The organism is Calidifontibacter terrae (assembly GCF_054778835.1).
Genome location: NZ_BAAGZF010000007.1, coordinates 42257 through 68390, shown reverse-complemented (window position 1 = coordinate 68390; position 26134 = coordinate 42257). Strand labels below are relative to the sequence as shown.

The window sequence follows — 26134 nt, the reverse complement described above, 5'->3', positions numbered from 1 at the left end:
CTACATCGCGCTGACGTCTAAACAGTCCGCGCCCACTCGAACACGCCCTCTGGCATCGACTCGTCAAGCTGCCAGGTGACCGCCATCGGCCGTTCTCCCTGGTGATGGAGATACTTGGCTGTTCCCAGGAACACATATGGTGCACCGCTTCCAAACTCGGTGACTATATGTTCGCGGGCGAATAACAAGATCGTGTCGTCCGAGGCTGCATGACTGATGTAACGCTGCCCCGTCGACGAAGCCGCGCGGGTCGTTGATTGCGACTCCCAGTGGAACCTCGACGGGGAGATGGCGTAGTCGCGATACATCGTGGTCGGCGAGAAGCCCGAGTCAGTCTTGACAGTCGTGACAAGCAACGCATCGAGCCGGCGCTCGTCGACCCGGTAGACACCAGCGACCGCATTCTTCGGGAAGTTACGCCGTTCAAACGATGAGTAGCCAATGGCGGTGAGAAGTTCCTCCCGCGTGTAGCGCCCATGTAGCGCCAGTGTCGGCGCAGTCCGACTGAACTCGGTTTCAACTCTGCTCGTCCAGCGCACACGATCCAGGGCTAAGTCGAGCACCTCGATGAGTTCGCTCCGAATTGCCGGCTCAGCACTCAGCGCCTTGATCGCGTCTACGACAGATACAAAGCCCCCACCGTCTGGCCAAAGCGACATCGCTAGCAGTGGCGCAAAGTGCCGCGCATCAGCCGAACACGTCAACCAGTCGAATCCGTCGCTCAGCAGTTCGCTATAGGCAGCGTGCCGTCGGCGGTCATTCACGTGGACGAGGGCGCGAACACGCTTCGCCAACTGGCGCTCTCGGGGGCCAGGCGGCGGGATGTCAGCACCAGCATCTCGTCGCAGCGTCGTCCACGACTTGTTGTTGCGGAGGATGTCGCTCAGCTCGAGCCCTGAGTCGTCGAGGAATTCCCGCAGGCCGGCGATCGGTGACGTCCGTAATTCGGCAGTCATTGACTTCCACGAGGAACTGATCCCGGCACGAATGTTTTCGAGCACCGCTGAGCGCGCCACATCGTCGAGCACGATCTGCGAACCGCCAGGACTGTCGAAACCACGGTTCACAGACTCCCTGAGCTCAGCTCTGGTCATGCGCTTGGCGATGGCTCGCAGCTTGCGATCGAGCCGATATTCAGCACGCTGGTGCCCGACGAAGTCCAGGGCCGTGAGTACAGGCTTGTTGTTCGCGAGACGCAAACCTCGACCGAGTTGCTGAACGAACACTGTGGCGCTTTTGGTCGGCCGCAGGAAAATCACCGTGTTCACCGCAGGGATGTCGATGCCTTCGTTGAACATATCGACCGTGAAGATCGCCTTGACCTCGCCGCGAACTAGCCGCCGTACGGCCTCGCTTCGATCGAAACTCTCGGCGCCGGAGATGACGGCGACAGACGGCACCCCCGCGTCGCTGAACCGGCGGGCCATGAACCGTGCGTGCTCCTGCGATACGCAGAAACCAATCGCCTTCATCTGTGCCAAGTCCCCGACCTTGTCCCGCACAGCGCGCAGAACATGACGGGCGCGAGCCTCGTTTGATGCGTACAAGTTCTCCAATTCGGCCTGGTCGTAACTGCCGCGCGCCCACTTCACATGCCGCAGGTCGACGGTGTCGCCAACTGCGAAGTAGTGAAACGGGGTGAGGAGATCCGCTTCGAGCGCGTCCCAGAGGCGAAGTTCGGCCGCGATCCGACCACCGAAGAAGTCCGCCACATTGACCCCGTCGGCACGCTCCGGGGTAGCCGTCAGGCCGAGTAACTCCTGCGGCTCGAACAGCTCAACCAACCGTCGATACGACGGCGCTTCGGCGTGGTGGAACTCATCAACCACGACAACGTCGTACGCCGCTGGATCGGCATCTTCGAGGTTCAATCGCGCGAGTGACTGCACCGAAGCGAAGATGTGCGCGCCGAGAGTTGGTCGCTTGCCATCGACCCATAGTTCGCCAAATGCACCGTCGTTCAGGACTTCTCGAAAGGTTCGTCTCGCCTGTTCAAGGATCTCCCGCCGGTGAGCGACGAACAACAATGTGGGTCGCGTGTCGCCATGACACAAGCGCAGGTAGTCCAGCGCAGCGATCACGGTCTTGCCGGTGCCGGTGGCTGCGACGACGAGGTTGCGGTGCCGGTCGTGCACAACCCGCTCGGCCTCGAGCTGTTCGAGGATCAACTTCTGATGCGGTAGGGGCGATACAGCAAGGCCGGACAGGCTGATCGAGTCGTCGAGGGGTGCTCGATTGCCAGCTTTGGCGAGCGCCATGTCGAGCCGCTCGGCGTCGCGCTCGGGCAGATAAGTCTCGAATGCCGGGTCATTCCAGTACGACTCGAAGGTTGCATCGAACTTCCGCATCAATGTCGGCGTTGCCACCTCCGAGATCCGAACGTTCCATTCCACCCCTTCCAGGAGTGCACTGCTGGAGAGATTCGAGGAGCCGACGTAACCCGTGTGGAAGCCTGTATCGCGGCGGAAGAGCCACGCTTTTGCGTGCAGGCGAGTGCGCTGAATCTCGTAGTGCACCTTGACCTGCGCACCAAACTCATCGACCAGTCGATCGAGTGTCCGGCGGTCAGTGCAGCCGGTGTAGGTGGAGCAGATCACCCGGATCGGCACATTGTGCGCACGGAGCGTACGCAGCTCGCTCTCGAGGAGGCGGATGCCGGGCCACATCACAAACGCGCACAACAGATCAACGGCGTCGGCACTGACCAGTTCGGCGCGAAGCTCCGCGCCGAGCGAAGGCTCGCCGTGGGAATTAGTGAGGAGGGCAGCTTCAGACAGCGGGGTCGTCGGACGGGTGTTGTAGGACCGCATGGTTCCGAGCGTGACCTTGCGCTCGATCCCGACAAGCTGCTTGACCGGGCCGGCCGGGAGGTGGGCTTCTTCCTCGTCCGAAAGCCGGGCAAGGATTTCGTTGGCCAACTCAGGCGTGATCTGTCGAGCCAGAGCCGCCGCGACGTGACGACTCACCACGTGTCGAACGTCGGCGTCGGCGACATCTTTGAAATGAGCGACGAGATCCCCGCCAAGCGCGGCGAGAGCACGTTCCAGCCCGACATCTACTAACCGCTCGTACAGCCCGGGTTCCATGCAATCCCCTTGCGCCAGTATCGGACTCGTGCGACCGCCATCGTCGCACGGCCGATGGCCGGGACTAGCTCAATGCACGCAACTGGTGCATTGCCAGGTCAGTGGCCGCGCCAGCGACCAAACTCCTTGATGCCAACGTGCTTGGGTGCACTTCCGCCGCTGAGCCTTCTCCGACCACGGCCTCAGTAGTCAGCGTTCTTTCGAAGGACGTATACCGCGTACACGCCGTCACTCGGCAGATATATGTTCAGCTGTCCAGACAGGCCAGCTGCACCAAAGATCGTGAGCATCTCGTGAACCGACCGTGGCTGGATGTGCGGCCACTGGAGAACATTCATGGTGAACCCGAGCTGAGGATGAGTGTCCAGCATGTTGCCGACGAGGAGCAGACCTCCGGGCTTCACGCAGCTGAAGGCGTTTCGCAGAAAGGTGACGGCGCCGGCGAGCACTTTTCTACTCTTGATGATGCCGTTGTAGGTGTACGTCCAGTCGTCGGCTTTCAGATACTCCAAGAGGCCCACCGCGTCGACGGCATCGAATGCGCCCAGCCAGGGGGACGGTCGACTTCCCCCTGGGAAGCAACCGCGACGCCCGAATCCCTGGCGATCGAGAACGTTCGCGCGCACGGTCTGAGTCCGGTCAGCAAGACCGTGCCTCACCGCATAGGTGACCGCCAGCCGCAGCGCCTTCTTATCGAGGTCTGCCAACGTGACATTGGGAACTGGATGCCCGGACGCGGCAGTCTCGTCCATCGTGCTGAGCACTGGTTGGGCCGCCCCACAAGCAAGCGACAGCCACTGGGTGGGGGCCGTGCTCGTCGCTACTTCCTCGAGGAGCACCTTTCGCATCACGGCTGCGCGAGAACGTATTCCTTGGCCGTCGGCGCTGTTGCGCAGCCACTCCCTGGTGGCCTCATCAATCGGAACACCGCCGGGAAAGCAAAAAGAGTCCGGGTTGTATGCAGGGTCAAGGGCCGCCGCCGTTGGCACGAGAGAGAGCCAGTGCTCCACCGCCGGCGCCTGCGCGATCAGCCGAGCGGTTGCTGGATTTGCGAAATCGATACCACTGCGACGTTTCCGCAGGTGTCCAGACTCGCTCCCGTAGTACCCCTCGGCCATCGCCTCGAGGAATCGCAATTCCTCGAGGATCACGGCCTGCTTCTCATTGGCGGCAGGGTCGAGGTAGTCGAAAGCGTGCCGCCGAACGCTGAGGTTGGATCCCGCGGCAGTGCGGATCGAGTTGGTCATGCCGAACCACCTGCCGAGGTCGAGCTACCGGCCGACGAGAAGTTACGGCTCGCCAACCCACGCAAACGGTCAAACATCGGACTCTCCATTCCGTGTGCCGATCCGGCCATCCAGGGGGCGGGCCGAGGCGTCTGCGTAGGTTCCGGAAATCTCGTCGTTGAGTCGTCAACCAAGACCTCGAAGCACATAGCTGCCGTCGTCCATCTCCAGTGGATTGGTCAGCGCGTCACGGGCCCCCTGGAGCCCGGACAAGAAAAACGTACTGTTCACTGCGCCCTGGATCGAGGCTGTTCGTGCCCTTGACCGGTCCCCAGTTTCCGGGACTTCCGCCGCGTTGGAAGGAGGCGCCGTAGCGGCAGCCAGCGAGGCCTCGTCCGAACCGCACCATCCCCTCCCGCGAAAGGGGCGCCGCGATGAGCCAGCTGGCGTCGCGGCCGGTGAGCCATGGGTCGGGTTTGGTCACGACACAAGTTTCGTTGGTTGGCGTGGCGACGCCGACCTTGTCCCAGTTGTCCCTCCCATCCGGGACAGGACCGCGCCTCCCGCCCAGCCTGACCGGTTCATGGACGCCAAGCGATGGCAGTCAGACCAAGACCTTCCTCGACGGTGGCAACTGCAGCGCCATCTATTACGACCACGGGAAACCGCTCGACATCGGTGGCGGCATGACCTGCAGCCTGGGCAGCACCAAGGACAGCAATGACCGTTACGCCCTTGCGGTAAACCAACCTCCGAACTCCGAGACGCTCTATGTCTCGTTCAGCGGTGACAACGATGCCGCCGTCTTCGATGGCGCCGGCACCCAGCTATTCACCATGCATCGAAGCTGAGGACTCCTCAGTCCAGGCAGAACTCATTCCCCTCCGGATCCTCCATCCAGATGAATCCCGTCTCCATCCGCCCGTCCGGCTCAACCCGCCGTACGACATTCGCCCCGAGCGCCACCAACCGTTCGGCCTCCGAGCCCAGCGCCGCCATCCGTTCGTCGCCGGACAGGCCCGGCGCCGCTCGTACGTCGAGATGCACCCGGTTCTTCGCGGTCTTGCCCTCCGGCACCTTCTGGAAGAACAGCCTCGGGCCACTGCCGCCGTCGGGCGGGCTGGCCGCCGATCGATCATTGCGGTGCTCCGTCGGAACGCCCCATGCCTCGAGCGCCTCGTCCCAACTGGCGAAGCCGGGCGGCGGCGGGTCGAGGCGATAGCCCAGCACCGCCGACCAGAACTCGCTCTGTGCGCCGGGATCGGCGCAGTCGAAGGTGATCTGAACGGCGCGTACGTCGGCCATGGCGGCTCCTTCGTCGGGCTCTCGAGGCTACCCCGGTCGCTTGCCCGAAAATCCGCGCGCCTTAGCCACATTTGCTCGTCCTATAGGCCGCGCGGATGTCGATAAGGTGCGCGGATTCAGCACCGCGACCAAGCGCGTTTCCTCAGCCGAGCATCACCGCTCGAAAACCACCCGCCCAGCCGCAACCGTCCCCACGACGCTCGCCTCCGCGACGTAGTCCACCTCGAACACATTCGCGTCCAGGACAGCCAGGTCCGCTCGCCGCCCCACCGCGATCACGCCCGCCTCGTCGTCGTGGTTCACGTAGGCCGACCCGGCGGTGAAGGCCGACAACGCCACCTCCAACGGCAGTCGCTCGGCGGGCAGGAAAGGCGCGTTTGACCTGTTCTCCGGATCGACCCGACGAACCGCAACCTCGATCTGCTCCAACGGATTTGCCGTCGTCACCGGCCAGTCGCTGCCCATCGCCAGCCGCACGCCGAGGCGATCTAAGGTGGCGAACGGATACTGCTGCGCAGCGCGCTCGTCACCGATCACCGGAATCGTCAGCTCGTCCATCTGCGGCTCGCTCTGCGCCCAGTAGGTCTGGCAGTTCGCCACCACCCCGAGCCGCGCGAACCGCGCGAGGTCATCGGGATGCACGATCTGCAGGTGCGCGATCGTGTGGCGCAGGTCGGTCCCCGATCCCGCCTGTTCGACCGCGTCCAGCGCGGACCGGACCGCACCGTCGCCGATCGCGTGGAGGTGCACCTGAAACCCGCGCCCCGCCAACTCCCGTACGGCGGGCAGGAGGGTCTCGCGGTCGACGTACATCAAACCGTTGTGGTCGTGACCGCAATACGGCTGGAGCAGCGAACCAGTCTGATTCTCGATCACCCCGTCGACCATGATCTTCACCGTCGTTGGCCGGAATCTGTTGTGACTGAACCGATCCCGGCGCGCGACGAGATCCTCGATCTGTTCCACACCACGGTGCCGGTCCCACCACAGCGCGCCGACGACGCGAGCCGTGAGCTGCCCGCTGACCGCCAGTTCCTCGTACGCGCGCTGGGTGTCGGGCGTGACCCACGCGTCCTGCCAGCCGGTGATGCCGAGCGAATGCAGGTGGGTTTGCGCGGCGAGGATCGCGGCCTTCCAGTCGGCGGTCGAGGGTGCCGGAACCACGACGTCCTGGAAGGCGTACGCGGCCCCTTCGTGCAGCGATCCCTGCGGTTCCCTGCCGCCCGGCAGCCGCTCGATCCGCCCATCCGGCGGGTCGGGGGTCGACGCGTCGATCCCTGCGCGACGCAGCGCCTCGCTGTTGACCCACGCCCCGTGGACGTCTCGGTTCAGCAAGAACACCGGGCGATCCGGAACGATCGCGTCGAGGTCGGCTCGGCTCGGAGTCCCGCCCTCGAAGACCTCCATCGCCCACCCGCCACCGGTGATCCATTCAGCGTCGGGGTGGGCCTCGGCGTACGCCGCGATCCGCGCCAGGATCTCCTCCCGATTCATCACGTCGTTCAGGTCGACGGTCAGGAGGTTGCGGCCGGCGAAGGGCGGGTGAACGTGGGCGTCCTGGAAGCCCGAGAGCGCCATCCCGCCCCGCAATACCCGTGTCGCGGAACCGACCAGTGGCGCCACCTCATCGCCGAGCGCCACGATCCGATCACCTTGCACGCCAACGGCATTCGTCCAGGGAGCGGCGGCGTCGCCGGTCCAGGTGGGAGTGTCGAGGATCGCCAAATCAAGCGGAACCATGCGATCGACCGTAGCCTTCATCCGATGCTCCCCACCGCCCACGTCCTCGACCTCTTCGCCGTCCCGGGCGATCTCGAACCCCTGCCCGGCGGCCAGGGCGACAGCGTCCGGGCCGGCGATCTGGTGCTCTCCCCCGGTCGCGATCCGAAGGTGCAGGACGCGCTCAGTCCCGTGCTCGCCCGCCTCGCCGTTGACCTCGACACCCGCTCCGGACGTCACCCGCGCGACCTACGGGTCGCCATGCCGGTTCCCGCACGGGACGGGAACTGGACCGTGGAGGGTTGGGGCGCAACGCGATTCGAGCCGGGTGCGACCGTGCTCACCGACCTGGCGGCCGTACGCGCGGCCGGCCTGGTCTTCCACGCCGAACTGACCCGTACGGGCACGACCTGGGCCGTCGACCACGACAACCGCTGGGTCCGGGCCGAGCGGATCGCGTTCGGCGAGCACGACATCCCTGAGGACGCCCCAGCGCTCGCCTACGAGCTCGGCAGGGAGCGCGACGACACCGACCTCGGGCCCGACCGGTTCGTGCACGGCGACCTCGCCGGCAACCTGCTGCTCGACGGCGAAGGTGCACCGGTCGTCATCGACGTCGCGCCGTACTGGCGCCCCGAGCTGTGGGCCGAGGCGGTGTGGACGCTCGACTCGGTGATGTGGTTCGACGCCGACATGGCTGTGTTGGCCGAGTGGACACAGGGTGCGCCCCGCCAGGCCATGCTGCGCGCGGCGTTGTTCCGGATGCTCAGCGACCTGGAACCGGACATCGGGCGCTACGAGTACGCCCTCGGTTAACGCAGCGGGATGTCCGCCCCGCGCTCACTCTCCGGTCGCGGGCCGGTGATCCGCCGGTCCGACTCCGCGATCGCGACGTCGTTGATGCTCGCCTCGCGGCGCGCCATCAGGCCCTCGTCGGTGAACTCCCACAGCTCGTTACCGTAGCTGCGCCACCACTGCCCGGCGGCGTCATGCCACTCGTACTGGAAGCGCACCGCGATTCGGTTGCCGGTGAAGGCCCACAAGCTCTTGCGCAACGCATAGTCCTGCTCGCGCTCCCACTTAGAGGTGAGGAAGTCGACGATCTCGGCGCGACCGCTGACGAACTGGTCCCTGTTGCGCCACACCGAATCTGGCGTATAGGCGCCGGCCACTCGTTCGGGATCGCGGCTGTTCCAGGCGTCTTCGGCGGCCTGCACCTTCTGCGCTGCGGTCTCGGCGGTGAACGGGGGGAAGGGCGGTCGACCGTCAGTCACGGCGGATCCTCTCGTGGAACGGGTGGGCTCCATCGACGGTAGTCCGGGGCGGGGCTACCTTGAAAGGACCGCGCACAGTCCAGAGAGGTTTGCCATGACCACGAACGCCCCGATCGACCTCCGAACGGTGAGCCGCGAGCTCCTCGCCACGGCCGCCTCCTCCTCCAGCGGTCGACACACCCAGGTCCTCCACGCGGCGCCGGACAAGTCCCTCACCCAGGTCATGCTGGCGTTGTCGTCGGGCCGCGAACTGTCCGAACACGAGAACCCCGGCCAAGCCACGCTCCAGGTCGTCTCCGGCAAGGTGCGCCTCGTCGCCGACAAGCAGGAATGGACGCTCGACGCCGGAGGCTACGTCACGATCCCGTTCACCCGACACAGCCTGCACGCCCTCACCGACGCGGTCGTGATCCTGACCATCGTCCACACCCAATGAACCTGCCCGATGCCGCCACCGTCGCCCTGGTGTTCGGGTGGAGCGGGTTGGTCGGCGGCATCTCGTTCATCGAAGCACCGGTGAAGTTCCGCGCTCCAGGGGTCACTATCCCGATCGGTCTGAGCATCGGGCGGCTGGTCTTCCGGGTTCTGAATGCGGTCGAAGCCGTCATCGCGGTCACCCTGATCGTCACCCTCGCAACCGGGGACATGGGTTCTGCGGCAGTCGTTTTCGTCGCGATCGCGATCGCGGCGCTGGTGGTTCAGCTGGTCGCCGTACGACCCAAACTCACCCGTCGCTCCAACGCCGTTCTGGCGGGCGAAGACGCACCGCGCTCCAGCGCCCACCACGTGTTCATCGCGCTCGAGCTGTTGAAGTTCCTTGCGCTGATCGCGGGCGGGATCGCGGCGCTCGCGTCGGTCTGAGCCACGGTCAGCGGGTGAACGGCGGTGAAACGACCATCGCGCCCGGGTCCCGACTTGTCCGCAGGGGCGCGGAGAGGAACGGGGGGCTTAACCCAACACCAACTTTGCCCAGCGCCCGGCCACATCCGCCCACACGACGCGCAGTTGCGGGTCGGCACGCGCGATCTCCGCCACCACCGCATCGGGGTCGAGACCGGCCGCGCACACCTCGTCGGCAGTCGAGCGCGCCCACCGAGCAGCGACCGGGGAGAGCACCTCCACATGGAACTGCATCCCCCACGCCGCCGGGCCAACCCGGAACGCTTGGTGCGGGAACTGCGCCGTACGGGCCAACACGACCGCTTCCCGCGGCAGAGTGTCGATCTCTTCCCAGTGCCACTCGACAGTGGGCGTTCCGTCGGGCAGCCCGCGAAACAACAGATCGTCGGCGGCCGCATCGGTCCAGGTCAGCGGGTGTAGCCCGACCTCGGGCGCACTCGCCCTTCGACACGACCCGCCCGCAACGACCGCCAGCAGTTCGCCGCCCAAGCAGACACCGAGCATCGGCAGCTCGTCGGCCAGCGCCTTACCCATCAACGCTCGGGTAGCGGGCAGCCAGGGGGCTTTCTCATCCTCGTACGGGCCGGCCGTTCCGCCCAACACGATCAACCCCGCGTACGGCGAGAGTTCCGGCAGAGACTCACCCAGGTAGGGCCGCGCCACCTGCAGGTGCACACCCGCGGACTCCAGGCATTCGCCGAGGAACTCCGCACCGGTGCCGTTCTCGTGTTCAATTACCAACACCGTCACAGTCGACCTGCCTCCAAAATGCGTTTGAGGAACTCCTGAGTGCGCGGCTGGTGGGGGGAGCCGAATATTTGCGCTGGCGGCCCGCTCTCATGAATAACGCCCGCGTCGAGGAAGCAGACCTGATCGCTCACCTCGCGAGCGAAGGACATTTCATGCGTGGCCAGCACCATTGTCAATCCGCCCGCGGCCAACTCACGCACGATGTCGAGCACCCCAGCGACCAACTCGGGGTCGAGCGCCGAGGTGATTTCGTCGAGCAGCAACACCCGCGGGTCCATCGCCATCGCGCGGACGATCGCCACTCGCTGCTGCTGACCACCGGACAACTGGTCTGGGTAGGCAGCAGCTTTCTCTGCCAACCCAATTCGGCCCAAGAGCTCGTGGGCCCGATCGTTCGCCTCAGCCGCAGACAGCCCGCGCACCTTCCGCGGCGCCAGGGTGATGTTCTGCAACACCGTCATATGCGGGAAGAGGTTGAAGCTCTGGAAGACGATGCCGACATCGCGCCGCAGTCGGTCGACATCGATGCCTTCGCCCGAAACGACATCCCCGTCGAGCACGATCTGCCCGCGGTCGATGGTCTCCAGCCCGTTGATGCAGCGCAGCAGCGTCGACTTGCCGCTACCGGAAGCGCCGATCAGGCAGACCACCTGGTGTTGGTCCACGGCCAGATCGATCCCCTGCAGAACCGGAGTCAGACCGTATGCCTTATGGACGTCCTGAATCTTCAGAAACGACATCCGCGTCTCCTATCGCTGTCCGCGGCGGCCGCGCTCGATGAGGCGGTCGACGAAGAACGTTTGCGGGATGGTGATCAACACGAACAGGCCAGCAACGATCGTCACCGACGACAGGTTGAAGTAGTTGCTGGAGTAGGTCTTCGCCTGGGTGAACGCATCGACTGTGCCAATGACAGTGACCAGCGCGGTGTCTTTCTGCAGCCCAATGAAATCGTTGAGCAACGGCGGAATGACGCGGCGGACGGCTTGGGGAACGATCACGAAGCGCATCGTGGAGGTGTACGACAGACCCAGCGAACGGGCGGCCGCTGTTTGGCTCCAGTGGATGCTCTCGATGCCGGCCCGATAGACCTCGGCGACATAAGCTCCGTACGTCAAGACCAGCGCGAGGATCGCTGCCCACGTGGGCGATAGCGAGCTGAGTAGCGGGACCCCCGCCAGCGGCAAACCAAATCCGACCAGATAGATCACGATGATCGCTGGCACTGCGCGAAACGCGTCGATGTAAACCCTCGCCAGCATCGCGATCGGGCGGCCGGCGCGGCCCGGGGCCGAGCGGGCGATGGCCAGCACCAGCCCCCACCCGAGCACAAGCAGCTCGGCGATGACTGCGATGAACAGGTTGGTGCCGAACGCCTTCGTGGTGTCCAACCAGCTGCGTTGCAGCATGCGCGGTTGCAGGAAAGTGTCCTGGACGGCGTGATTGTTGGCCAACAGGAAGACCATCAGCGCGGTCAAACACAGGACCGCGACGGACCCGCCAAGGGCAACGGCGGCCGACGTACGAGACCGCGCACGAAACGCTCGTGCCTTCACGAAGTCGGCCATCTGAAGCGCCCCGTGGGCCTGCCTGAGTTCGTTGAAGGCGGCGATCGCTGGGCGGAGCAGGAGCAAGACCGCGAGCGCCGCGACGATTGCCACGCCGAGGAAGACCTTGGCCCAGGCACCGGACGTCGATGACGCCGAGATCAAGCTCCAGGCGGTCGCCCAGACGGCCGCGATGGTCAACGCGACCGCCGCGGCCCCCGCTGCCGCGACGGTCGCAGACAGCTCAATCTGGTGCCCCGGCGCCGGCTTCTCCAGCGCCGTCGTCACGAGACGTTCCAGCTGGGCACCTTGGCGGGGTCACCACCGAATGCTGGGCCGAGGTAGGTCTGGCTCAGCTTCTCCAGCGTTTTGTCCGACTTCAGCTGGGCGAGGATCTTGTTGAAGGTCGCGACATTGGTGGAGCCCTTGGGGAACATCGCGCCATAACTCTGGCCGCTGCGATATTGGCCAACGACGCTCACCACACCGTTGGATTTCTTCGCCTGTCCGAGCTGGATGGCGGTGTCCTGCAGGTAGGCGTCGACTCGGCCCGCTTGGACCCCCGCGAGTGCTTCTGTATCACCTGGGAAGACACTGACCCCGCCGGTCGGCTTCAGCGTGTCAGTGACCCACTGCTGGGCTGCGGTGCCCTGCTTGACACCGATCTTCTTGCCACGGAGGTTAGCGGCGGTGACGTCGCTGTTTTTCTTAACCAGAACCCCGATGGTCGATTCGTAGTAGGGGTCGGAGAAGGTGACGACCTTCTGTCGCTCGGGTGTGATGGAGATTTCGTTGAGCGACAGGTCATAGCCGGTCATTCGGCCGGAGACCAGCTGATCGAACGAGGTATTTATCAGTTTGATGTGGTGCAAGCCTGACCGGTAGGCGATGTCGGCGGCCATGCAGTATTCGTAGCCACTGTTGATCTTGGCCACGGTGTCGCCGTCGAACCAACCCGCGGCGGGCAGGTCAGCCTTGATGGTGAGGGTGTCGTCGGTGATTGTGTTGAGCTTGAATTCGCCAGCCTTGCCCGACACCGTGCAGCTGCCGAAGGAAGCGGCGGTGGACTTGCCACCGGAGTCGGAACCACAGCCCGCGACTGAAGCCGCCAGCGTGCCAGCCGCCAGCGCGGCCCCCAGGATTTTCGCCAGACCCATGTCGGCATTCCTCTCGGAAGGGACTTTCCCAAAACGGTTTAGTCCGGATGCGGGAAGCGTGCACTAGTCGGTTAGAGTTCGTCAAGCGTTTCCGCTCAAGACGGGAGAATTGGCGATGGCGAAGTCTCGGCGAGTGGGCATTCGCGATGTCGCTCGAGCCGCTGGCCTCTCGATCACCACCGTCTCGTGGGCATTGAATGACAAGGGAGATGTGGCCCCGGCGACTCGCGCGAAGGTGCAGCAGATCGCCGCCGAGCTCGGCTATCAGCCGAATGCAGCGGCGCAGTCGCTCGCCTCGGGGCGCAGCAGAATTCTGGGCGTCGCCGTGCGACACCGGGATTCGACCCAATGGCAGCAGACCTACCTGCCCTATTACCGGTCCGTCGTGGCGGGGGCCGCGATCGAGGCGGTCGAACACGATCACGCGGTTGCGGCCGTTCCCTTCGGCGCCGACGGGCGCAGCAAGTCAACGGTGTCTATCGACGGAATGATCGTGGTCGACCCGGTCCACAACGATCCCGTAATTTCGCAATGCGCACAGTTGAACATCCCCGTGGTGGCGAACGGCCGACCGATCGAGCTGCACGGCCGGCGGGTGCCCGTTGTCCAGAGCGACATCACTGCCGGCATGGGACTGGTGATGGCTGCCCTCGCCACTGCCGGCGCACAACGCCCCGCACTGCTCAGCGGAGCCGACCTCGACGCGTACACACTGGACACCGAGGATCTCTATCGCGGCTGGTGCGAGGGACATGGCGTGACCCCACTGATCCGCCGGGTAGCGGTGGGTGAGTCGGCCGAAGTGGCAGCGGCCGAGGTGATCGCGGCCGGGGCCGATGGACTCCACTGCCTGAACGAGACGTACGGGAGTGCCGCGCTCTCGGTCAAGGCTCGGCTCGCACCGTCTGCGCCGGACGACCTAGTCATCACGATGATGGGCGAACAGCCGCGCGCTGCCCGAAATGGCGCGGGCTACCTGGTGTTCGACACCATCGGCACCGGCGCCGCCTGCGTACGCAGCCTCGTCGAGCTGATCGAGGGCGGCGACGTCGCCGACGTGGTGCTGCCGTGTCAGTTCGTGTGGTCGAATCGGGAGTAGTCCGACGGAAGCGGCTACCACCTTGGGGTGCGACGCGACTCCCCTCCGCCCGCTGGCCACGGCCTGAGCGTCGGCAGTGAGGCTGGCTCGGTCAGTGCGTCGAAGCCAGGAAGCGTGGTCGCGAACTCTTCGCGCGCACGACCAAAGTCCGGCGCCGCGTGACGTCAACCAACCCGCGCATCGCGAGCAGTTGCTGCGCGGCGCGGACGACGCCCGGCAGCCGTACGCCGTAGTCCTGCTGGAGCTCGAAGATGTCCGGAAGGGGCTGACCGGGGGCGAACTCGCCCTGCTCGATCCGGCGGCCGAGGTCGGCGGCGATCGTCGCGTGATCCCAGGTGATCGTTGCCTGCATCGTCATAGCGGTAATGGCTCCCCCCAGCTGCGCGGTCGGGCCACCCCGGCACCGACCGATCGATATTTACCCGCGAGTAGCGGGTGCATTTCCGAGTATTACAGGCGCCCGGACACCGATCAAGTCAAGCGTTCAACTTCTTCCCAACGTTCACCCGAGCGGGCGTAAGACCGGCAATCCGAGCGCTGTTTGGTTTAACCAAAAATTTTGGCATGTCTTGAAAACGGTCCTCCGATGGTTCACCCTGTCGCCATGGCCATCGCGATCGAGAACCCGCACCCGGTGAACCACGCCGCGCGACCGGTGCGCCTGCTCCCGGTCGTCACCCATCACTCGCGCCTGCTGTTGGCGATGACCTTCCTGCTCTGGGCAGTTCCGCCGCTGAGCATCGCGGCTTACCCCGCGGCGATGCGGCCGATGCCGGTGCTGCTCCTGCCCTGCTTCATCCTCGCCGCGATCGCCCTCGCCGCGGCGGGCTCGGTGGCCTTCGGCGCGGGCGGCTACCGACACACAGCGTGGGGACTGCTCGCCGGCGTCGGCGGCGCCGTTCTCTGGATGGGCGCTCCGTCGCTCGGATGGATCGTCGGCGGGGCTCTCGTGATCGCCGTCGCGATCACCGGATATCTGCGCGCCGAACGTCGCGCCTGAGCCAATCGCGTTGCGCCGCGGTCACGTAGCCTCGCCGAATGAGCGCAACGATCGTGACCCTGGGCGGCGGCGGCTTCAGCATGGGCGAGGCCTCCGCGATTGATGACCACCTGCTGGAGCTGACCGGCGCGACGGACCCGAAGATCTGCTTCATTCCCACCGCCAGCGGTGATGGCGCCACGTACAGCGATCGGTTCGAGGCGGCCTTTCGCGGCCGCGGACAGGCGAGCGTTCTGTCGCTGTTCTGCATGGATCCCTGGGGCTATCGCGACCCGGAAGTCCTGCTCGATCAAGACCTCATCTACGTCGGCGGCGGGTCCACCGCGAACCTGCTGGCGGTCTGGCGACTGCACGGGCTGCCGGACATCCTGCGGCGAGCGGCCGCGGCCGGCACCGTTCTGGCCGGCATCAGCGCCGGGATGAACTGCTGGTTCGAGCAGAGTTCCACCGACTCCTTTGGGGCGCTGGCCCCTCTCAACGACGGCCTCGGCTTCCTGTCGGGCAGCGCTTGTCCGCACTACCTCGGCGAGGAGCACCGCCGGGCGGCCTATCTCGACTGGGTCGCGAAGGGCGAGTTGCGACCCGGCATCGCGATCGACGACTACGCGGCCGCAGTCTGGCGCGACGGCCAGTTCGTCGAGGCGATCGGTGAGCGGCCGGACCGCGTGGTCGCGCGAGTCGGGGTCGACGGCGAAGAGCGATTGCCGGTCCGCGAGCTGCATCGCTGACGGTCGGTGAAACCGGACGAGTTATCTCACTCCGTCGGGGAAGCGGATCAGCGGCGGCGAGAGGACCGTCGCCGTGCCCGCTCGGTAGATGGCCGCCGGTCGGCCGCGCCCACGCCGCATCTCGCCGGTGGCCACCACGAAGCCGTCGGTGCCCAGGACCTTCCGGTTGAAGTTCGCCGGGTCGAGGCTCTGGCCCCACACGCCCTCGTAGACCTTTCGCAGGTCGCTCATCGTGAACTCCGGTTCGAGGAAGGCCGTTGCCACGGTGGCGTATTCGAGCTTCGCGCGCGCGCGTTCGATGCCGTCCGCGAGGATCTGCGCGTGGTCGAAGGCGAGCTCGGGGACGTCCGCAATCGACGTCCACTGCGCGGCGTCGGCGTCGGTGCCGGCCACCGCGTCCGGCAGGTTCGCGGCGAGCGCGAGGTGGGCGACCGAGATCACCCGCTGCTCGTGGTGCGGGTCGCGATCGGGGCTGGAGTAGGTGGCCAACTGCTCGAGGCGTACGTCGGTCGGCGAGAGTCCGACCTCCTCGCGCAGCTCCCGATGGGCGGCCTGCTCGGCGGACTCCCCTTCGAGCAGGAATCCGCCCGGCAGCGCCCACTCCCCCTGAGCCGCGGCGGCTTTCCGGCGGACCAGCGCGACATGGAGCTCCCCGCCGCACAGGGTGAGGACAACGATGTCGGCGGCGATCCAGGAGGTGAGTCTCACGTCAAACATATTAGGTCAGTGCGACATAAACGGGTGCGGTGCCAGGGTTTCTCGAGCGCGCCGGCCCGGCTCAACCAGAACCGCACTGTCGCGCGCCTTGGCGCGGTCCCCGCAACCGCGATCGCCGCGTCCACGCTCACCACGACTCACGCCGTCGCGACGGCACCCCAGCGAACAACCTGATCGGCTCCACCCGTACGACCACGGCGGGCGCCTACACCGCGAAGTACACCCCGAGCGCCAGTGGCTACTGGACCGTACGGGTGGTCCAGACGAGCACCCTGAAGACTTCGCTCAGCGTGCGGAAGTACGTCAAGGTGACGAACCCGACGTCCTACCGTCCGCCGGACGGCTCGTGGAATTGCCCGAGCTGGGCGCCGATCAAGGGCAACCTTTCGAGTCACATCTACCACCTGCCGTGGCAGCGCTTCTACAGCAAGACGAAGCCGGAGATGTGCTTCGCCACGGAGGCCGCCGCCATCAAGGCGGGCTACCGCAAGTCGAAGGTCTGAGCGTCGGCGACGAAGCGCTGCGGGCGGCGGCGGGTCAACTCAAACCCCGACTCAACCAGCGATCGGACGCAGCACGTCGGTGCCCATCAACGCCTGCAGCGCGGCCGGAACGCGCACCGAGCCATCGGCTTGCTGGTGGTTTTCCAGCAGCGCGACGATCGGGCGGGTGTCGGTCAGCATCGTGCCGTTCAGGGTCGAGGCGACCTCGGGCTTGCCATCGGCCCCGCGGAAACGAACGCCGAGCCGGCGCGCCTGGTAGGTCGTGCAGTTCGAGGTCGAGGTCAACTCCCGGTAGGTGCCCTGCGTCGGCACCCACGCCTCGCAGTCGTACTTGCGTGCGGCCGGGCCGCCGAGGTCACCAGCGGCGACGTCGATGACGCGGTAGGGAAGTTCGAGGCCGTCCAGGATGCGCCGCTCGATCGTGACCAGGCGGTCGTGCTCGGCCTGGGCGTCTTCCGGCCGGCAGTAGACGAACATCTCCGTCTTGTTGAACTGGTGAACGCGGAAGATGCCGCGGGTGTCTTTGCCGTACGACCCCGCCTCGCGGCGGTAGCAGGTCGACGTCGCGGCGTAGCGCAGCGGGCCGTTGCTCAGATCGAGGATCTCGTCGGCGTGATAGCCGGCGAGCGCCACTTCGGAGGTGCCGGTCAGGAACAGGTCGTCGGCCTCGAGCAGGTAGACCTCGTCGGCGTGGGCGTCGATGAAACCGGCGCCGGCCATGGTGCGCCGCAGCACCAGATTCGGCACGGTCAGCTGGGTGAACCCCTCTTCGCGGGCGATCTGCTGGCAGTAGGCCATGAGGGCGTTCGACAGCTGCGCGCCGACACCCTTGAGGTAGTAGAAGCGGCTGCCGCTGACCTTCGCGCCGCGCTCCATGTCGATCGCGCCGAGCTTCTCGCCGAGCGCGAGGTGGTCGAGCGGTTCGAAGTCGAATTCCGGCTTGGTGCCGTATTCCTGCAGCGTGGTGAAGTTCTCCTCGCCACCAGCGGGCACCCCGTCGAGCACGATATTGCCGATCTTGCGCATCAACGCGTTGAACGTCTCCGCTTCGTTGCCGGCGTGGGCGTCGAGTTCGCGAACCCGCGCGGCGAGCGCCGCGGCGTCAGTTCGTACGCGGTCGGCCTCGGCCTCCAGCGGTCCGAGATCCTCACCGGCCTTCTTCGCCTTGTTCAGCCGGCCCATCGCGACGCCGACCTCCTTGGAGACCGACTTCTGCTGCGCGCGCAGCGTTTCGAACTCGCTCAGCGCACCGCGGCGGTTCTTGTCGGCCGCGAGGATCTGGTCGACGATGCCGTCGTCCTCACCACGGGCACGCTGGCTCGCCTTGACGGCGTCGGGATTCTCGCGCAGAAACTTGATGTCGATCACCCGAGCCAGGGTAGTCGGGCGAGGATCCGTGACGCGCGTCGGTTTCTCCCCCGCGGGAGAACCTGGCAGGCTGAGCCCCGCCATGAAGCGTTGCGCCGTCGTTGTCAATCCGACCAAGCGGGTCAACCGCGCCCCCATCGACTCGATGATTCGCGACCTCGGCTGGGCGCCACCGCTCTGGCTCGAGACCACCGCCGACGACCCCGGCCGCGGCCAGGCCCTGCAGGCGCTCGCCGAAGGGGTCGAGTTGATCATCGCCTTGGGCGGTGACGGAACGGTGCGCTGCGTCGCCGACGGGATGGTGGGCTCCGGAGTGCCGTTGGGCATCGTCCCTGCCGGAACCGGCAACCTCCTGGCCCGCAACCTGAACCTCCCGCATCGCCGCGCCACCGACGCGCTGCGCGTGGCCCTCACCGGGCGTACGCGTGAGATCGACACTCTCGCAATCGAACTCGACCGCGACGGGGACGGCGTGTTCGAGGACGCGCAGACCGGCGTCGTGATCGTCGGCATCGGGCTCGACGCGGAGATCATGGACTCCACCTCCGAGTCCCTCAAGCAACGGGCGAGCTGGTTGGCCTACCCGTTGGCCGGGGTGCAACACGCGAACGCCGAGCCCACGCCGATGACGGTTGCTTTCGATGGCGGCCCGACCACCCCCGCCCGCCCGCTGACCGCGGTGCTCGTCGGGAACTGCGGCCGACTGCAGGGCGGCGTGCGCCTGATGCCCGAGGCCGAGATCGACGACGGCATCCTCAACACGGTCGTCGTCGCGGCCCGGCGCACCCAGTGGGTGCGCGTGCTCGGCAAGGTTCTGACTCGCTCGACCACCGACTCCCCGGTCGTTCAGCACCGCACCAGCACCACCGTCACGGTGCGCTGCGACCGACCGACGAAGGTCGAGATCGACGGCGATGTGCGCCCGGCGGCGCGCGCTCTGCGCGTGACCGTTCGACCCCGCTCGTTGAAGGTACGGGTGCGCTGAGCGGTGGCCGCCGCGTTCCGCTTCCATTCCGAACACCGTCTCGACGCCCCCTGCGCGGCCGTTTTCGCGGTCCTGCACGACGTGGAGGCGTGGCCGTCGTGGTGGCCACAGATCCGCTCCGTCGATCCGTACGACGACATCAGCGGCCGCGTCGAGATCCGCAGTTTGTTGCCAGTCACGTTGCGCCTCAACTTGATTGCACAGGTGGACGATGAGTCGACCGGAACTCTGCAGGCGTCGTTGGACGGCGATCTCGCGGGCTGGACGCGGTTCGTCGTGCGTCCCGGCGGCGCGGGGACCGCGCTGACGTACGAGCAATACGCGACCGTCGAAGGTCCTTCGTACGCGCGGCGGTTGGCGGGTCCGCTGCGCCCGTTGCTCGTCGCGAACCACCGCCTGATGATGCGGTCCGGGGTGCAGCGGTTGGAGCGACGCGCGAGAGAGGCCGCGGCCACTTAGGCTGAGAGTGTTCCCCCGGCTTCGAAAGGTTGAACCGATGCGCAGAGTCACGCTCGGGGTCCTGGCCCTCCCTACGCTGCTGCTCGCCGGCTGCGGCGGTTCGTCGAACGACGCGACGACGTCCTCCTCGGCGGTCGCCACGACCGTTGCGTCGACCACGAGCGCCGCAACTACTCCTTCGTCGGCGTCGGCGTCGGCGACATCGTTTGCGTCCACGTCGTCATCTGCGCCATCGAACACGTCGTCGAAGTCCTCCGGCTCCGTCGCGTACAACCCCTCGGCGACGACCGTCGCGAAGCCGACCACCAACAGCACCCCCAGCTCGGTCCCGGGCACGCCCGGCAAGGGCTGCGTTCCGACCAAGGTGGCGGTTCCCGCCGTCGGGATCGTCGAGCCGATCCGCGCGATGGGCGTCAACGCGCAGGGCCAGATCTACCCACCCGCCCACACGACCATGTGGTACGACCGATCGCCCCAGCCCGGCGCCAATGGCGTCTCGGTGATCGCCGGACATGTCGAGTACGACGGCCCCGACGACTTCTACAACCTCGACCGGGTGCCGGTCGGATCGTCGGTCACCGTCAACTGCAGCAACGGCCGGGTTCTGAGGTGGACGGTCAGCCACAAGGAATCGGTGCTCAAGACGAAACTGCAGACCGACCAGCGCGTCTGGGGCGGCTCGGCCTCCCCCGTCGTCGCGCTGATCACCTGCGATCGCAACTCGAAGGTGGTCTCCGGCCACCACCTGAACAACTACGTGGTGTGGGTGCGGCCGGCCTGACTCAGCCGGTGATCGACGCCAGCCACTCCTGCGCATCCGCGAACGCGGCATCGGTGGCCGAGGGCAACACCGAGGCGGGCTGCCGGTCGGCGCGCGGATATGAACCGAAGAACCGCAGGCTCGCCGCCACGCGGTGCAGCGACATGAGCGCCTCAGCGACCCGCTCGTCGCGGGCGTGACCCTCGAAGTCGATCGAGAAGCAGTAGTCGCCCATCGCGTGGCCGGTCGGGCGGGACTCCAGCCGGGTCATGTTGATCCCGCGCGCAGCGAACTGTTCCAGCAACGCCAGCAAGCCACCGGCGTGGTCGTCGTGCTGGAACAGCATGATCGTGGTCTTGTCGGCTCCGGTCGGCTCGGGTAGCGAGCCACCGCCAGAGACGAGCACGAACCGGGTCACCGCACCAGCGTTGTCGCCGATGTTTTCAGCCAGCACCTCCAGGCCGAACGCCTTCGCAGCCATCGGCGCGCAAACCGCCGCCTGATAGGGAACGTCCCTACCCTCGCCGAGCGCTTCGGCGGCGGCCGCGGTCGAGAGCGTGGGAACGTACGCCGCCCCGGGCGCATTCGCGGCCATCCACCCGCGCACCTGCGGCCAAGCGTGCGAGTGCGAGCCCACGCCGGTCAGGTCGGTCAGCGCGACGCCCTTCGGCGCGGCCAACACGAACGTGATCGGCACCAGCACCTCGGCCCGGATGAACAGGGCGTCGCGCGCGTTCAACGCATCGAGCGTGGCCGAGACCCCGCCCTCGACGGAGTTCTCGATCGGCACCATCGCGAACTCGACCTCGCCGGCCAACACGGCGTCGAGGACTGCCGGGACCGTCGCGTAGGGCGTCGAGGACGTCAGATCGGTTGGCGCGCCGACCGATTCGAGGTAGGACGCCAGCGCCGCCTGGGTGAAGGTGCCGCGGGGGCCGAAGTAGCCGTACGTCATGGGCCCCATCATGGCCCGCGTCCGCCGGTCACCGCGGAGACCTCTGCATTTCGGACTAAGCGTCTTCTCGGTCAGCCCGGGCCGCGGCCAGCGCCTGGCGTTCCTCCGGGGTGAGCGTGATCTCGCTGCGCCCGTCGATCACGCCCTTGGCGTAGGTGCGCGACTCACCGCGGGCGTGGATCGAGCTGATCACCAGGCCGTCGCCGGAGTCGTCGACGATGGCCGCGGAGAACGAGAGCCGGCCACCCATGTCGCCGAACGCGTCGTAGCGCACCACCGAGACGTGGCGTAGCCCCTCAGCGACGTGGGCGTGGACCGCGTCGACTCGCCCGCCCAAGGCGGTGACCCGCTGGTCAAGCGCGGAGATCCGATCATGCTCATTGCGTACGACCGACGCGACGTCGTGACCGCGCTCGGCATCGCCCCACAAGACGTGGAAGTTGCGTTGCACCGCGCGCAATCGCAGCAGGGCCACGACGGCCACCGCGAGCGCCAGCAGGGCGACGATGCAGGCGAGCAGAGCGGTCGGATTCACGCTCGCAGGGTAGCCGCCTCTACCCTGGACCGCGCCATGGACTTCGCACTCGCCGCCACAGTTTTCACCACCATCTTCTTGCTCGAACTGCCCGACAAGACCTTCATCGCGACGCTGGTGCTGGCCACCCGCTACCGCCCGCTGCTGGTATGGGTCGGGGTGAGCGCGGCCTTCCTGGTGCAAACCGTCGTCGCCGTTGCCGCCGGTGGGCTGATCTCGCGCTTGCCGGAGAAGCCGGTGCAGGCCGTGGTGCTGGCGCTCTTCCTGGTTGCGGGCTTCCTGCTGATCCGGGGTGCCTCCCACGCCCAGGAGGAGGAACACGAGGCGGAGGAGGAGTTCACCGCCAAGTCGATGACCGAGGCCCACGGTCTCAAGGTGGTCTCCACCTGTTTCCTGGTGCTCTTCCTGGCCGAGTGGGGCGATCTTTCCCAGCTGGCAACGGCCGGTTTCGCCGCGCGTCAGGGTCACCCGATCTCGGTCGGTGTTGGCGCATTCCTGGCGCTCGCGCTGGTCTCCGGCCTGGCCGCCCTCCTGGGGCGCGCGCTGCTGACCAAGATTCCGCTGGCCACCATCCGCCGCGTCGCCGGCGGGATCTGCGTGGTGCTCGCCGCCGTCATGGCGCTGCAGCTGGTCGGCGTCGAGATGCCGGGCTGGCTGCCGGTCTGACGCGCACGTTCGGGGGCCGACTGCCCGGCCGACTGCCCGGCCAACTGCGGAAACGGTCGCGGAAATTTCGATCGTGACGACAACCACACAGCCCAGCAACTTAGGCTGACTCGGTGCTACGCCGCTGGGTCCTGATCACCGCCTTCACCGTCATGGCATGCCTGACGGCGGGGATTGTGTGGTCCGCGGCGCAGTCTCGGCCCCCGCTGGTTCCCGTCGGCCAGCAAGAGGGACCGACGATCGTCATCGGGGTCAGTGGCCTGACGCTCTACGACTCGCCTTGGTCGCGCACCTCCGCGCTCTGGTCGATCGCTCGGAAGTCGGCCATCGGCGCGATGTCGACCCGCGGACTGACCGAACACAGTTGCTCCGCGCAGTCCTGGCTGACGATCTCCGCCGGCGTCCGCACCAGCCTGTGGCCGGGCGTCGGCATGACCCCGGACGGCAAGACCCCCGGCGCCTGCCCGCAGCCGCCGTTGATGGAGACCTTCGACGACGGCTCGGCGCTCTTCCCCGACTGGCCGACCTGGCGGCGTACGACGTTGGCCCGGTCCGCGCCCGCCGACATCGGCAAGCTCTCTACCGAGCTCGCGCCCGCCGGGTCGGGCAAGTGCGTCCAAGCCTCCGGGCGGTACGCCGCGATCGGCGCCGCCGACCACAACGGGGTCGTCAGTCACTATCTGCCCGACCCGACGTCGATGGACTTCGCGGCCTGTGACGTCTCGCTGATCAGCCTCGACAGCCCGAACGACACGCTGCTGCGCAGCCTGATCGACCACGCGCCACCGGGCGCGACGATCATCGTTGCCGGCATTGCCGACGACCTCGGCCCCGAACAGTTGCACCCCGTCGTGATCTACGGCCAACACACCCCACACGGTCTGCTCACCTCCGAATCGACCCGTCAGCGCGGCATCATCCAGCTCGCCGACGTGTCGGCGATGCTCTTCTCGCGGCTCGGCAAGTCCGCCCCGAACCTGCCGGAGGCGCGGCTGCCACAGGTGCAGGCGTCGGGCAGCCCGACAGCGCCACTGCTTCGTACGGCGGAGATCATCCAGTCGCTCAAACACGAACACGCGGCGGTTACCTCGTTCGTCATCGCGTTCTACCTGCTGATCGTCGCCGGGCTGTCGGCCGGTTGGGTGCTGGTGTTGCTGGCGCGCCGGCTCAACAACATCCGGCTGCGCGTCGCGGGCCACCGGCTGGTCTCCGTCGTCGCGGCCACCGCGGTGGCAATGCCGGTGTCGACGATGCTGGTCAACCTGCTGCCGTGGGTCCGGTTCGGCCGACCGCGGCTGGCCCTGGCGATCGGTATCTGCGCGATCGCGCTCAGCCTGGCGCTCATCTCGTTGGTCGGCCCCTGGCGCCGCTGGCTCGGGGGGTCGAGCGCCGCCCTGATGCTGATCACCGGCTCGATCATCGCCCTGGACGCCACCCACGGAACCGAGCTGCAGCTGCTGTCGATCTTCGGCCTCCAGCCGGTCTACGGCGGACGCTTCTACGGCATGGGCAACGTCGCGTACGCCTGGTTCGCAACTGCCGCGCTGATGTTCGCCGCCATCGTGGCGAACCCCCTCGTACGAAATGATCGCGGCCGGCACGGCCTCGGCGCCCTGACCGTCGTGATGGTCGGCATCGCCGCCGTCATCGTCGACGGCTACCCCAGCTGGGGGGCTGATGCGGGCGGACCGCTGGCGCTCGTGCCCGCCTTCGCCTACCTGGCGATCAACACCGCCGGCTGGCGGCTGACCTGGGTTCGGCTCACGCTCGTCGTGGGTGGCGCGGCCGCGACGGTGACCGGATTGGCTGCCATCGACTACCTGCGCGGGCCCGCGAACCGCACCCACCTCGGCGACTTCTTCGGTCAGGTCGTCAAGCACGGCAACTTCGATCGGGCGTCACGCATCTGGGAGGCGAACTGGACGATGCTGACCGGTTCGTGGCTGACCATGCTGGTGCCGCTGCTGATCGTCGCGATGATCTACCTGCAGGTGCGGCCGTCGTCGCGGTTGGCGGCGCCTCTGCAGCCGGTTCTGGACTACCTGCCGATCCTGCGCAACGGCCTCGCCGCGGTGACGGTCTGTCTGCTGATCGCGTTCTTCCTCAACGACTCCGGCACCGGCATCCCGCCGGCCGGACTCATGCTGCTGATTCCGCTGACGGTGATGCAGCGCGCTCGGATCGCAGATATCTCGCTACCGCGCAAAGAGCGATCACCGCAGCAATGAGCGGGGTGTCGCCGACCACCTGGATCCACGCAGTGAACGGCCACGGCGTCCCGTAGGTCGTCGGGGAACCGGCCGCCCAATAGGCCCACCACGGCCATTTCAACAGGTAGATGACGAAGACCGTCGCGACCACGGCCCAGCCCAGCGGCCGCCGGCCGGCGAAGGTCACCAGCACGGGCAGGATCAGCAGAACCCAGTCGTGGTGGTGAATCCACGACACGGGCGAGATCAGCAGCCCGGTGATCGCGACCGCCGCGATCGCGGCGGGCAGCCGATCCGTTTCGTACGCCCGTTTGGCCGTGGTCATTCCAAGCCAGAGAACCGCCGCGCTGAGCAACAGCCAGAGCAACGACCCGGCCGCGCCGTCGAGATGTAGGCGCAGCAACGCCCCACGGATCGACTGGTTCGCGACGGTGTCGTTGTGGCCGAGCCGCTCGGGGTCGAGCAGCGCCCCGAACCAGAACGCGGTCGAGTTGGTGGGGTCCAGGGCGTAGGCGAACAAGGTCGCGCCAGCGGCAGTCGCCGTGGCGGTCCGCAACGAGCGCCACTGCTTGGTGACCAGGAACCAGATCAGGAAGACGCCCGGAGTCAGTTTGATCGCGACCGCGAGACCGACGCCCACGCCGCTGGGCAGCCAGCGAAAACCCCTGACCCGCAAGAGGTCCACCAGGATGATCAGCATCAGGAACGCGTCGACCTGCCCGAACCGCAGCCCGTCACTGACCGGCAGCAGATGGAGACCGACCGCCGTCGCGGCGCCGTAAGCCAGCGGAGCCCACCATTGCGGACGACCCCACCAGCGGCGGCCGACCAGCCAGACAATCGCGCAGTCGGCGAGCGCCTGGGTGAACCACCAGATCCACCCGGTGACCTTGAACGGAACCAGCGCGAGCGGCACCGCGAGCATCGAGGCGAAGGGTGGATAGGTGAACGGCAGCAGTTGCGGCGGTTGAGTGAGCGCGTCGTAGACCGGCCGGCCGATGAGGTGGGAGACGCCCGCGGTGCGATAAACGTCGAGGTCGACCTGCCAGCGACCGGTATGGGCGGCGACCAGGTGTTGCCACATCAGCGGGAAAGCCGAGGCAAGGATCAGCAAGATCGCCCCAGCCCACGCGAGGCGGCGGCGCGGGTCGGTGGTCACCGGAGCATTGTTGCCCGTCAAACGCC

At 66.8% G+C, this 26134-nt stretch carries 28 protein-coding genes; 13 read left to right on the top strand and 15 right to left on the bottom strand.

Translation table 11 applies throughout. The features are described from left to right. Positions 1 to 17 precede the first annotated feature (17 nt). Both ACYU98_RS11875 and ACYU98_RS11870 read right to left on the bottom strand, forming a co-directional pair. Positions 18 to 2918, bottom strand: a complete 2901-nt coding sequence (locus ACYU98_RS11875; protein ID WP_460468431.1) for a DUF3427 domain-containing protein — start codon at positions 2916 to 2918, stop codon at positions 18 to 20. Between the two features lie 350 nt (positions 2919 to 3268). Then, positions 3269 to 4333 (bottom strand): class I SAM-dependent methyltransferase, encoded by a 1065-nt coding sequence (locus ACYU98_RS11870; RefSeq protein WP_460468430.1) that lies wholly within the window; start codon positions 4331 to 4333, stop codon positions 3269 to 3271. 413 nt (positions 4334 to 4746) lie between these two features. On the opposite strand from ACYU98_RS11870, the gene ACYU98_RS11865 reads away from it, so the two are divergent. Then, positions 4747 to 5163 carry a hypothetical protein gene (locus ACYU98_RS11865; protein WP_460468429.1) on the top strand — a complete coding sequence of 139 codons (417 nt, stop codon included), beginning with the start codon at positions 4747 to 4749 and terminating at the stop codon, positions 5161 to 5163. A 7-nt stretch (positions 5164 to 5170) separates the two neighbouring features. Here ACYU98_RS11865 and ACYU98_RS11860 read toward each other — a convergent pair whose 3' ends face one another. Both ACYU98_RS11860 and ACYU98_RS11855 read right to left on the bottom strand, forming a co-directional pair. Then, positions 5171 to 5617 (bottom strand): VOC family protein, encoded by a 447-nt coding sequence (locus tag ACYU98_RS11860; protein ID WP_460468428.1) that lies wholly within the window; start codon positions 5615 to 5617, stop codon positions 5171 to 5173. A gap of 153 nt (positions 5618 to 5770) precedes the next feature. Continuing rightward, complete coding sequence (locus ACYU98_RS11855; protein ID WP_460468427.1) at positions 5771 to 7357, bottom strand: amidohydrolase; 1587 nt, start codon at positions 7355 to 7357, stop codon at positions 5771 to 5773. Between the two features lie 24 nt (positions 7358 to 7381). Here ACYU98_RS11855 and ACYU98_RS11850 point away from each other — a divergent pair, with 24 nt between their 5' ends. After that, entirely contained in the window at positions 7382 to 8152 is a 771-nt protein-coding gene (locus ACYU98_RS11850; RefSeq protein ID WP_460468426.1) for an aminoglycoside phosphotransferase, read from the top strand. Here the strand turns inward: ACYU98_RS11850 and ACYU98_RS11845 are convergent. Beyond that, a complete protein-coding gene (locus tag ACYU98_RS11845) occupies positions 8149 to 8610 on the bottom strand; it encodes a nuclear transport factor 2 family protein (protein WP_460468425.1) in 462 nt (153 codons plus the stop codon). The two genes, ACYU98_RS11850 and ACYU98_RS11845, sit on opposite strands and share 4 nt — an antisense overlap. A gap of 94 nt (positions 8611 to 8704) precedes the next feature. Between ACYU98_RS11845 and ACYU98_RS11840 the strand changes: the two genes are divergently transcribed. After that, complete coding sequence (locus ACYU98_RS11840) at positions 8705 to 9046, top strand: cupin domain-containing protein (protein ID WP_460468424.1); 342 nt, start codon at positions 8705 to 8707, stop codon at positions 9044 to 9046. Next, positions 9043 to 9471, top strand: a complete 429-nt coding sequence (locus ACYU98_RS11835; RefSeq protein ID WP_460468423.1) for a hypothetical protein — start codon at positions 9043 to 9045, stop codon at positions 9469 to 9471. The genes ACYU98_RS11840 and ACYU98_RS11835 overlap by 4 nt, the downstream gene beginning before the upstream one ends. Before the next feature lie 87 nt (positions 9472 to 9558). Here the strand turns inward: ACYU98_RS11835 and ACYU98_RS11830 are convergent, their stop codons facing one another. From ACYU98_RS11830 to ACYU98_RS11815, 4 genes are read right to left on the bottom strand one after another with little or no spacing between them, the layout of a single operon-like run. After that, entirely contained in the window at positions 9559 to 10260 is a 702-nt protein-coding gene (locus ACYU98_RS11830) for a type 1 glutamine amidotransferase (protein ID WP_460468422.1), read from the bottom strand. Beyond that, positions 10257 to 11000 carry an amino acid ABC transporter ATP-binding protein gene (locus tag ACYU98_RS11825; protein ID WP_460468421.1) on the bottom strand — a complete coding sequence of 248 codons (744 nt, stop codon included), beginning with the start codon at positions 10998 to 11000 and terminating at the stop codon, positions 10257 to 10259. Before ACYU98_RS11825 ends, ACYU98_RS11830 begins: the two co-directional genes overlap by 4 nt. Before the next feature lie 9 nt (positions 11001 to 11009). Further along, the gene (locus ACYU98_RS11820; RefSeq protein ID WP_460468420.1) at positions 11010 to 12095 is read right to left on the bottom strand and encodes an amino acid ABC transporter permease; all 1086 of its coding nucleotides are present in this window, start codon (positions 12093 to 12095) and stop codon (positions 11010 to 11012) included. Then, a complete protein-coding gene (locus ACYU98_RS11815) occupies positions 12092 to 12964 on the bottom strand; it encodes an ABC transporter substrate-binding protein (RefSeq protein WP_460468419.1) in 873 nt (290 codons plus the stop codon). The genes ACYU98_RS11820 and ACYU98_RS11815 overlap by 4 nt, the downstream gene beginning before the upstream one ends. A gap of 115 nt (positions 12965 to 13079) precedes the next feature. Between ACYU98_RS11815 and ACYU98_RS11810 the strand changes: the two genes are divergently transcribed. Next, entirely contained in the window at positions 13080 to 14063 is a 984-nt protein-coding gene (locus ACYU98_RS11810; RefSeq protein WP_460468418.1) for a LacI family DNA-binding transcriptional regulator, read from the top strand. 91 nt (positions 14064 to 14154) lie between these two features. On the opposite strand, the gene ACYU98_RS11805 is transcribed toward ACYU98_RS11810, so the two are convergent. Next, positions 14155 to 14421, bottom strand: coding sequence for a GntR family transcriptional regulator (locus ACYU98_RS11805; RefSeq protein ID WP_460468417.1), 267 nt, complete (start codon positions 14419 to 14421; stop codon positions 14155 to 14157). A gap of 246 nt (positions 14422 to 14667) precedes the next feature. Between ACYU98_RS11805 and ACYU98_RS11800 the strand changes: the two genes are divergently transcribed. Together ACYU98_RS11800 and ACYU98_RS11795 are read left to right on the top strand one after the other, a co-directional pair. Beyond that, on the top strand, positions 14668 to 15063 hold the full coding sequence (locus ACYU98_RS11800; RefSeq protein ID WP_460468416.1) for a hypothetical protein: 396 nt from the start codon (positions 14668 to 14670) through the stop codon (positions 15061 to 15063). 38 nt (positions 15064 to 15101) lie between these two features. Beyond that, complete coding sequence (locus ACYU98_RS11795; protein WP_460468415.1) at positions 15102 to 15791, top strand: Type 1 glutamine amidotransferase-like domain-containing protein; 690 nt, start codon at positions 15102 to 15104, stop codon at positions 15789 to 15791. Positions 15792 to 15812: 21 nt separating this feature from the next. On the opposite strand, the gene ACYU98_RS11790 is transcribed toward ACYU98_RS11795, so the two are convergent. Then, positions 15813 to 16499, bottom strand: coding sequence for an NUDIX hydrolase (locus tag ACYU98_RS11790; protein WP_460468414.1), 687 nt, complete (start codon positions 16497 to 16499; stop codon positions 15813 to 15815). Positions 16500 to 16537: 38 nt separating this feature from the next. On the opposite strand from ACYU98_RS11790, the gene ACYU98_RS11785 reads away from it, so the two are divergent. Next, positions 16538 to 17011 (top strand): sunset domain-containing protein, encoded by a 474-nt coding sequence (locus ACYU98_RS11785; RefSeq protein ID WP_460468413.1) that lies wholly within the window; start codon positions 16538 to 16540, stop codon positions 17009 to 17011. A 51-nt stretch (positions 17012 to 17062) separates the two neighbouring features. Here ACYU98_RS11785 and serS read toward each other — a convergent pair whose 3' ends face one another. Beyond that, a complete protein-coding gene (gene serS / locus ACYU98_RS11780) occupies positions 17063 to 18379 on the bottom strand; it encodes a serine--tRNA ligase (protein ID WP_460468412.1) in 1317 nt (438 codons plus the stop codon). Between the two features lie 82 nt (positions 18380 to 18461). On the opposite strand from serS, the gene ACYU98_RS11775 reads away from it, so the two are divergent. Genes ACYU98_RS11775 through ACYU98_RS11765 form a run of 3 tightly spaced genes read left to right on the top strand, consistent with a single transcriptional unit; the run spans position 18462 to position 20604 of the window. Further along, entirely contained in the window at positions 18462 to 19364 is a 903-nt protein-coding gene (locus ACYU98_RS11775) for a diacylglycerol/lipid kinase family protein (RefSeq protein ID WP_460468411.1), read from the top strand. A gap of 3 nt (positions 19365 to 19367) precedes the next feature. After that, entirely contained in the window at positions 19368 to 19823 is a 456-nt protein-coding gene (locus ACYU98_RS11770; protein ID WP_460468410.1) for an SRPBCC family protein, read from the top strand. A 37-nt stretch (positions 19824 to 19860) separates the two neighbouring features. Then, a complete protein-coding gene (locus ACYU98_RS11765) occupies positions 19861 to 20604 on the top strand; it encodes a class F sortase (protein WP_460468409.1) in 744 nt (247 codons plus the stop codon). 1 nt (position 20605) lies between these two features. On the opposite strand, the gene pheA is transcribed toward ACYU98_RS11765, so the two are convergent. Both pheA and ACYU98_RS11755 read right to left on the bottom strand, forming a co-directional pair. Continuing rightward, positions 20606 to 21547: a prephenate dehydratase gene (gene pheA, locus ACYU98_RS11760; RefSeq protein ID WP_460468883.1), complete on the bottom strand. Its 942-nt coding sequence runs from the start codon at positions 21545 to 21547 to the stop codon at positions 20606 to 20608. Between the two features lie 46 nt (positions 21548 to 21593). Further along, a complete protein-coding gene (locus ACYU98_RS11755; RefSeq protein ID WP_460468408.1) occupies positions 21594 to 22073 on the bottom strand; it encodes a DUF4446 family protein in 480 nt (159 codons plus the stop codon). A 36-nt stretch (positions 22074 to 22109) separates the two neighbouring features. Here ACYU98_RS11755 and ACYU98_RS11750 point away from each other — a divergent pair, with 36 nt between their 5' ends. Both ACYU98_RS11750 and ACYU98_RS11745 read left to right on the top strand, forming a co-directional pair. Beyond that, the gene (locus tag ACYU98_RS11750; RefSeq protein WP_460468407.1) at positions 22110 to 22739 is read left to right on the top strand and encodes a TMEM165/GDT1 family protein; all 630 of its coding nucleotides are present in this window, start codon (positions 22110 to 22112) and stop codon (positions 22737 to 22739) included. 113 nt (positions 22740 to 22852) lie between these two features. Further along, positions 22853 to 24967: a hypothetical protein gene (locus ACYU98_RS11745; protein ID WP_460468406.1), complete on the top strand. Its 2115-nt coding sequence runs from the start codon at positions 22853 to 22855 to the stop codon at positions 24965 to 24967. Here the strand turns inward: ACYU98_RS11745 and ACYU98_RS11740 are convergent. Further along, a complete protein-coding gene (locus ACYU98_RS11740) occupies positions 24879 to 26108 on the bottom strand; it encodes a glycosyltransferase 87 family protein (RefSeq protein ID WP_460468405.1) in 1230 nt (409 codons plus the stop codon). The two genes, ACYU98_RS11745 and ACYU98_RS11740, sit on opposite strands and share 89 nt — an antisense overlap. Between the last annotated feature and the right edge of the window lie 26 nt (positions 26109 to 26134).

Coding starts and splice junctions, on each gene's coding strand:
- ACYU98_RS11850 (WP_460468426.1), top strand. CDS start 7,382: ATGCTCCCCACCGCCCACGTCCTCGACCTCTTCGCCGTCCCGGGCGAT.
- ACYU98_RS11870 (WP_460468430.1), bottom strand. CDS start 4,333: ATGACCAACTCGATCCGCACTGCCGCGGGATCCAACCTCAGCGTTCGG.
- ACYU98_RS11795 (WP_460468415.1), top strand. CDS start 15,102: ATGAGCGCAACGATCGTGACCCTGGGCGGCGGCGGCTTCAGCATGGGC.
- ACYU98_RS11840 (WP_460468424.1), top strand. CDS start 8,705: ATGACCACGAACGCCCCGATCGACCTCCGAACGGTGAGCCGCGAGCTC.
- ACYU98_RS11805 (WP_460468417.1), bottom strand. CDS start 14,421: ATGACGATGCAGGCAACGATCACCTGGGATCACGCGACGATCGCCGCC.
- pheA (WP_460468883.1), bottom strand. CDS start 21,547: ATGGGGCCCATGACGTACGGCTACTTCGGCCCCCGCGGCACCTTCACC.
- ACYU98_RS11815 (WP_460468419.1), bottom strand. CDS start 12,964: ATGGGTCTGGCGAAAATCCTGGGGGCCGCGCTGGCGGCTGGCACGCTG.
- ACYU98_RS11765 (WP_460468409.1), top strand. CDS start 19,861: ATGCGCAGAGTCACGCTCGGGGTCCTGGCCCTCCCTACGCTGCTGCTC.
- ACYU98_RS11835 (WP_460468423.1), top strand. CDS start 9,043: ATGAACCTGCCCGATGCCGCCACCGTCGCCCTGGTGTTCGGGTGGAGC.
- ACYU98_RS11810 (WP_460468418.1), top strand. CDS start 13,080: ATGGCGAAGTCTCGGCGAGTGGGCATTCGCGATGTCGCTCGAGCCGCT.
- ACYU98_RS11860 (WP_460468428.1), bottom strand. CDS start 5,617: ATGGCCGACGTACGCGCCGTTCAGATCACCTTCGACTGCGCCGATCCC.
- ACYU98_RS11800 (WP_460468416.1), top strand. CDS start 14,668: ATGGCCATCGCGATCGAGAACCCGCACCCGGTGAACCACGCCGCGCGA.
- ACYU98_RS11775 (WP_460468411.1), top strand. CDS start 18,462: ATGAAGCGTTGCGCCGTCGTTGTCAATCCGACCAAGCGGGTCAACCGC.
- ACYU98_RS11825 (WP_460468421.1), bottom strand. CDS start 11,000: ATGTCGTTTCTGAAGATTCAGGACGTCCATAAGGCATACGGTCTGACT.
- ACYU98_RS11865 (WP_460468429.1), top strand. CDS start 4,747: ATGAGCCAGCTGGCGTCGCGGCCGGTGAGCCATGGGTCGGGTTTGGTC.
- ACYU98_RS11750 (WP_460468407.1), top strand. CDS start 22,110: ATGGACTTCGCACTCGCCGCCACAGTTTTCACCACCATCTTCTTGCTC.
- ACYU98_RS11855 (WP_460468427.1), bottom strand. CDS start 7,357: ATGGTTCCGCTTGATTTGGCGATCCTCGACACTCCCACCTGGACCGGC.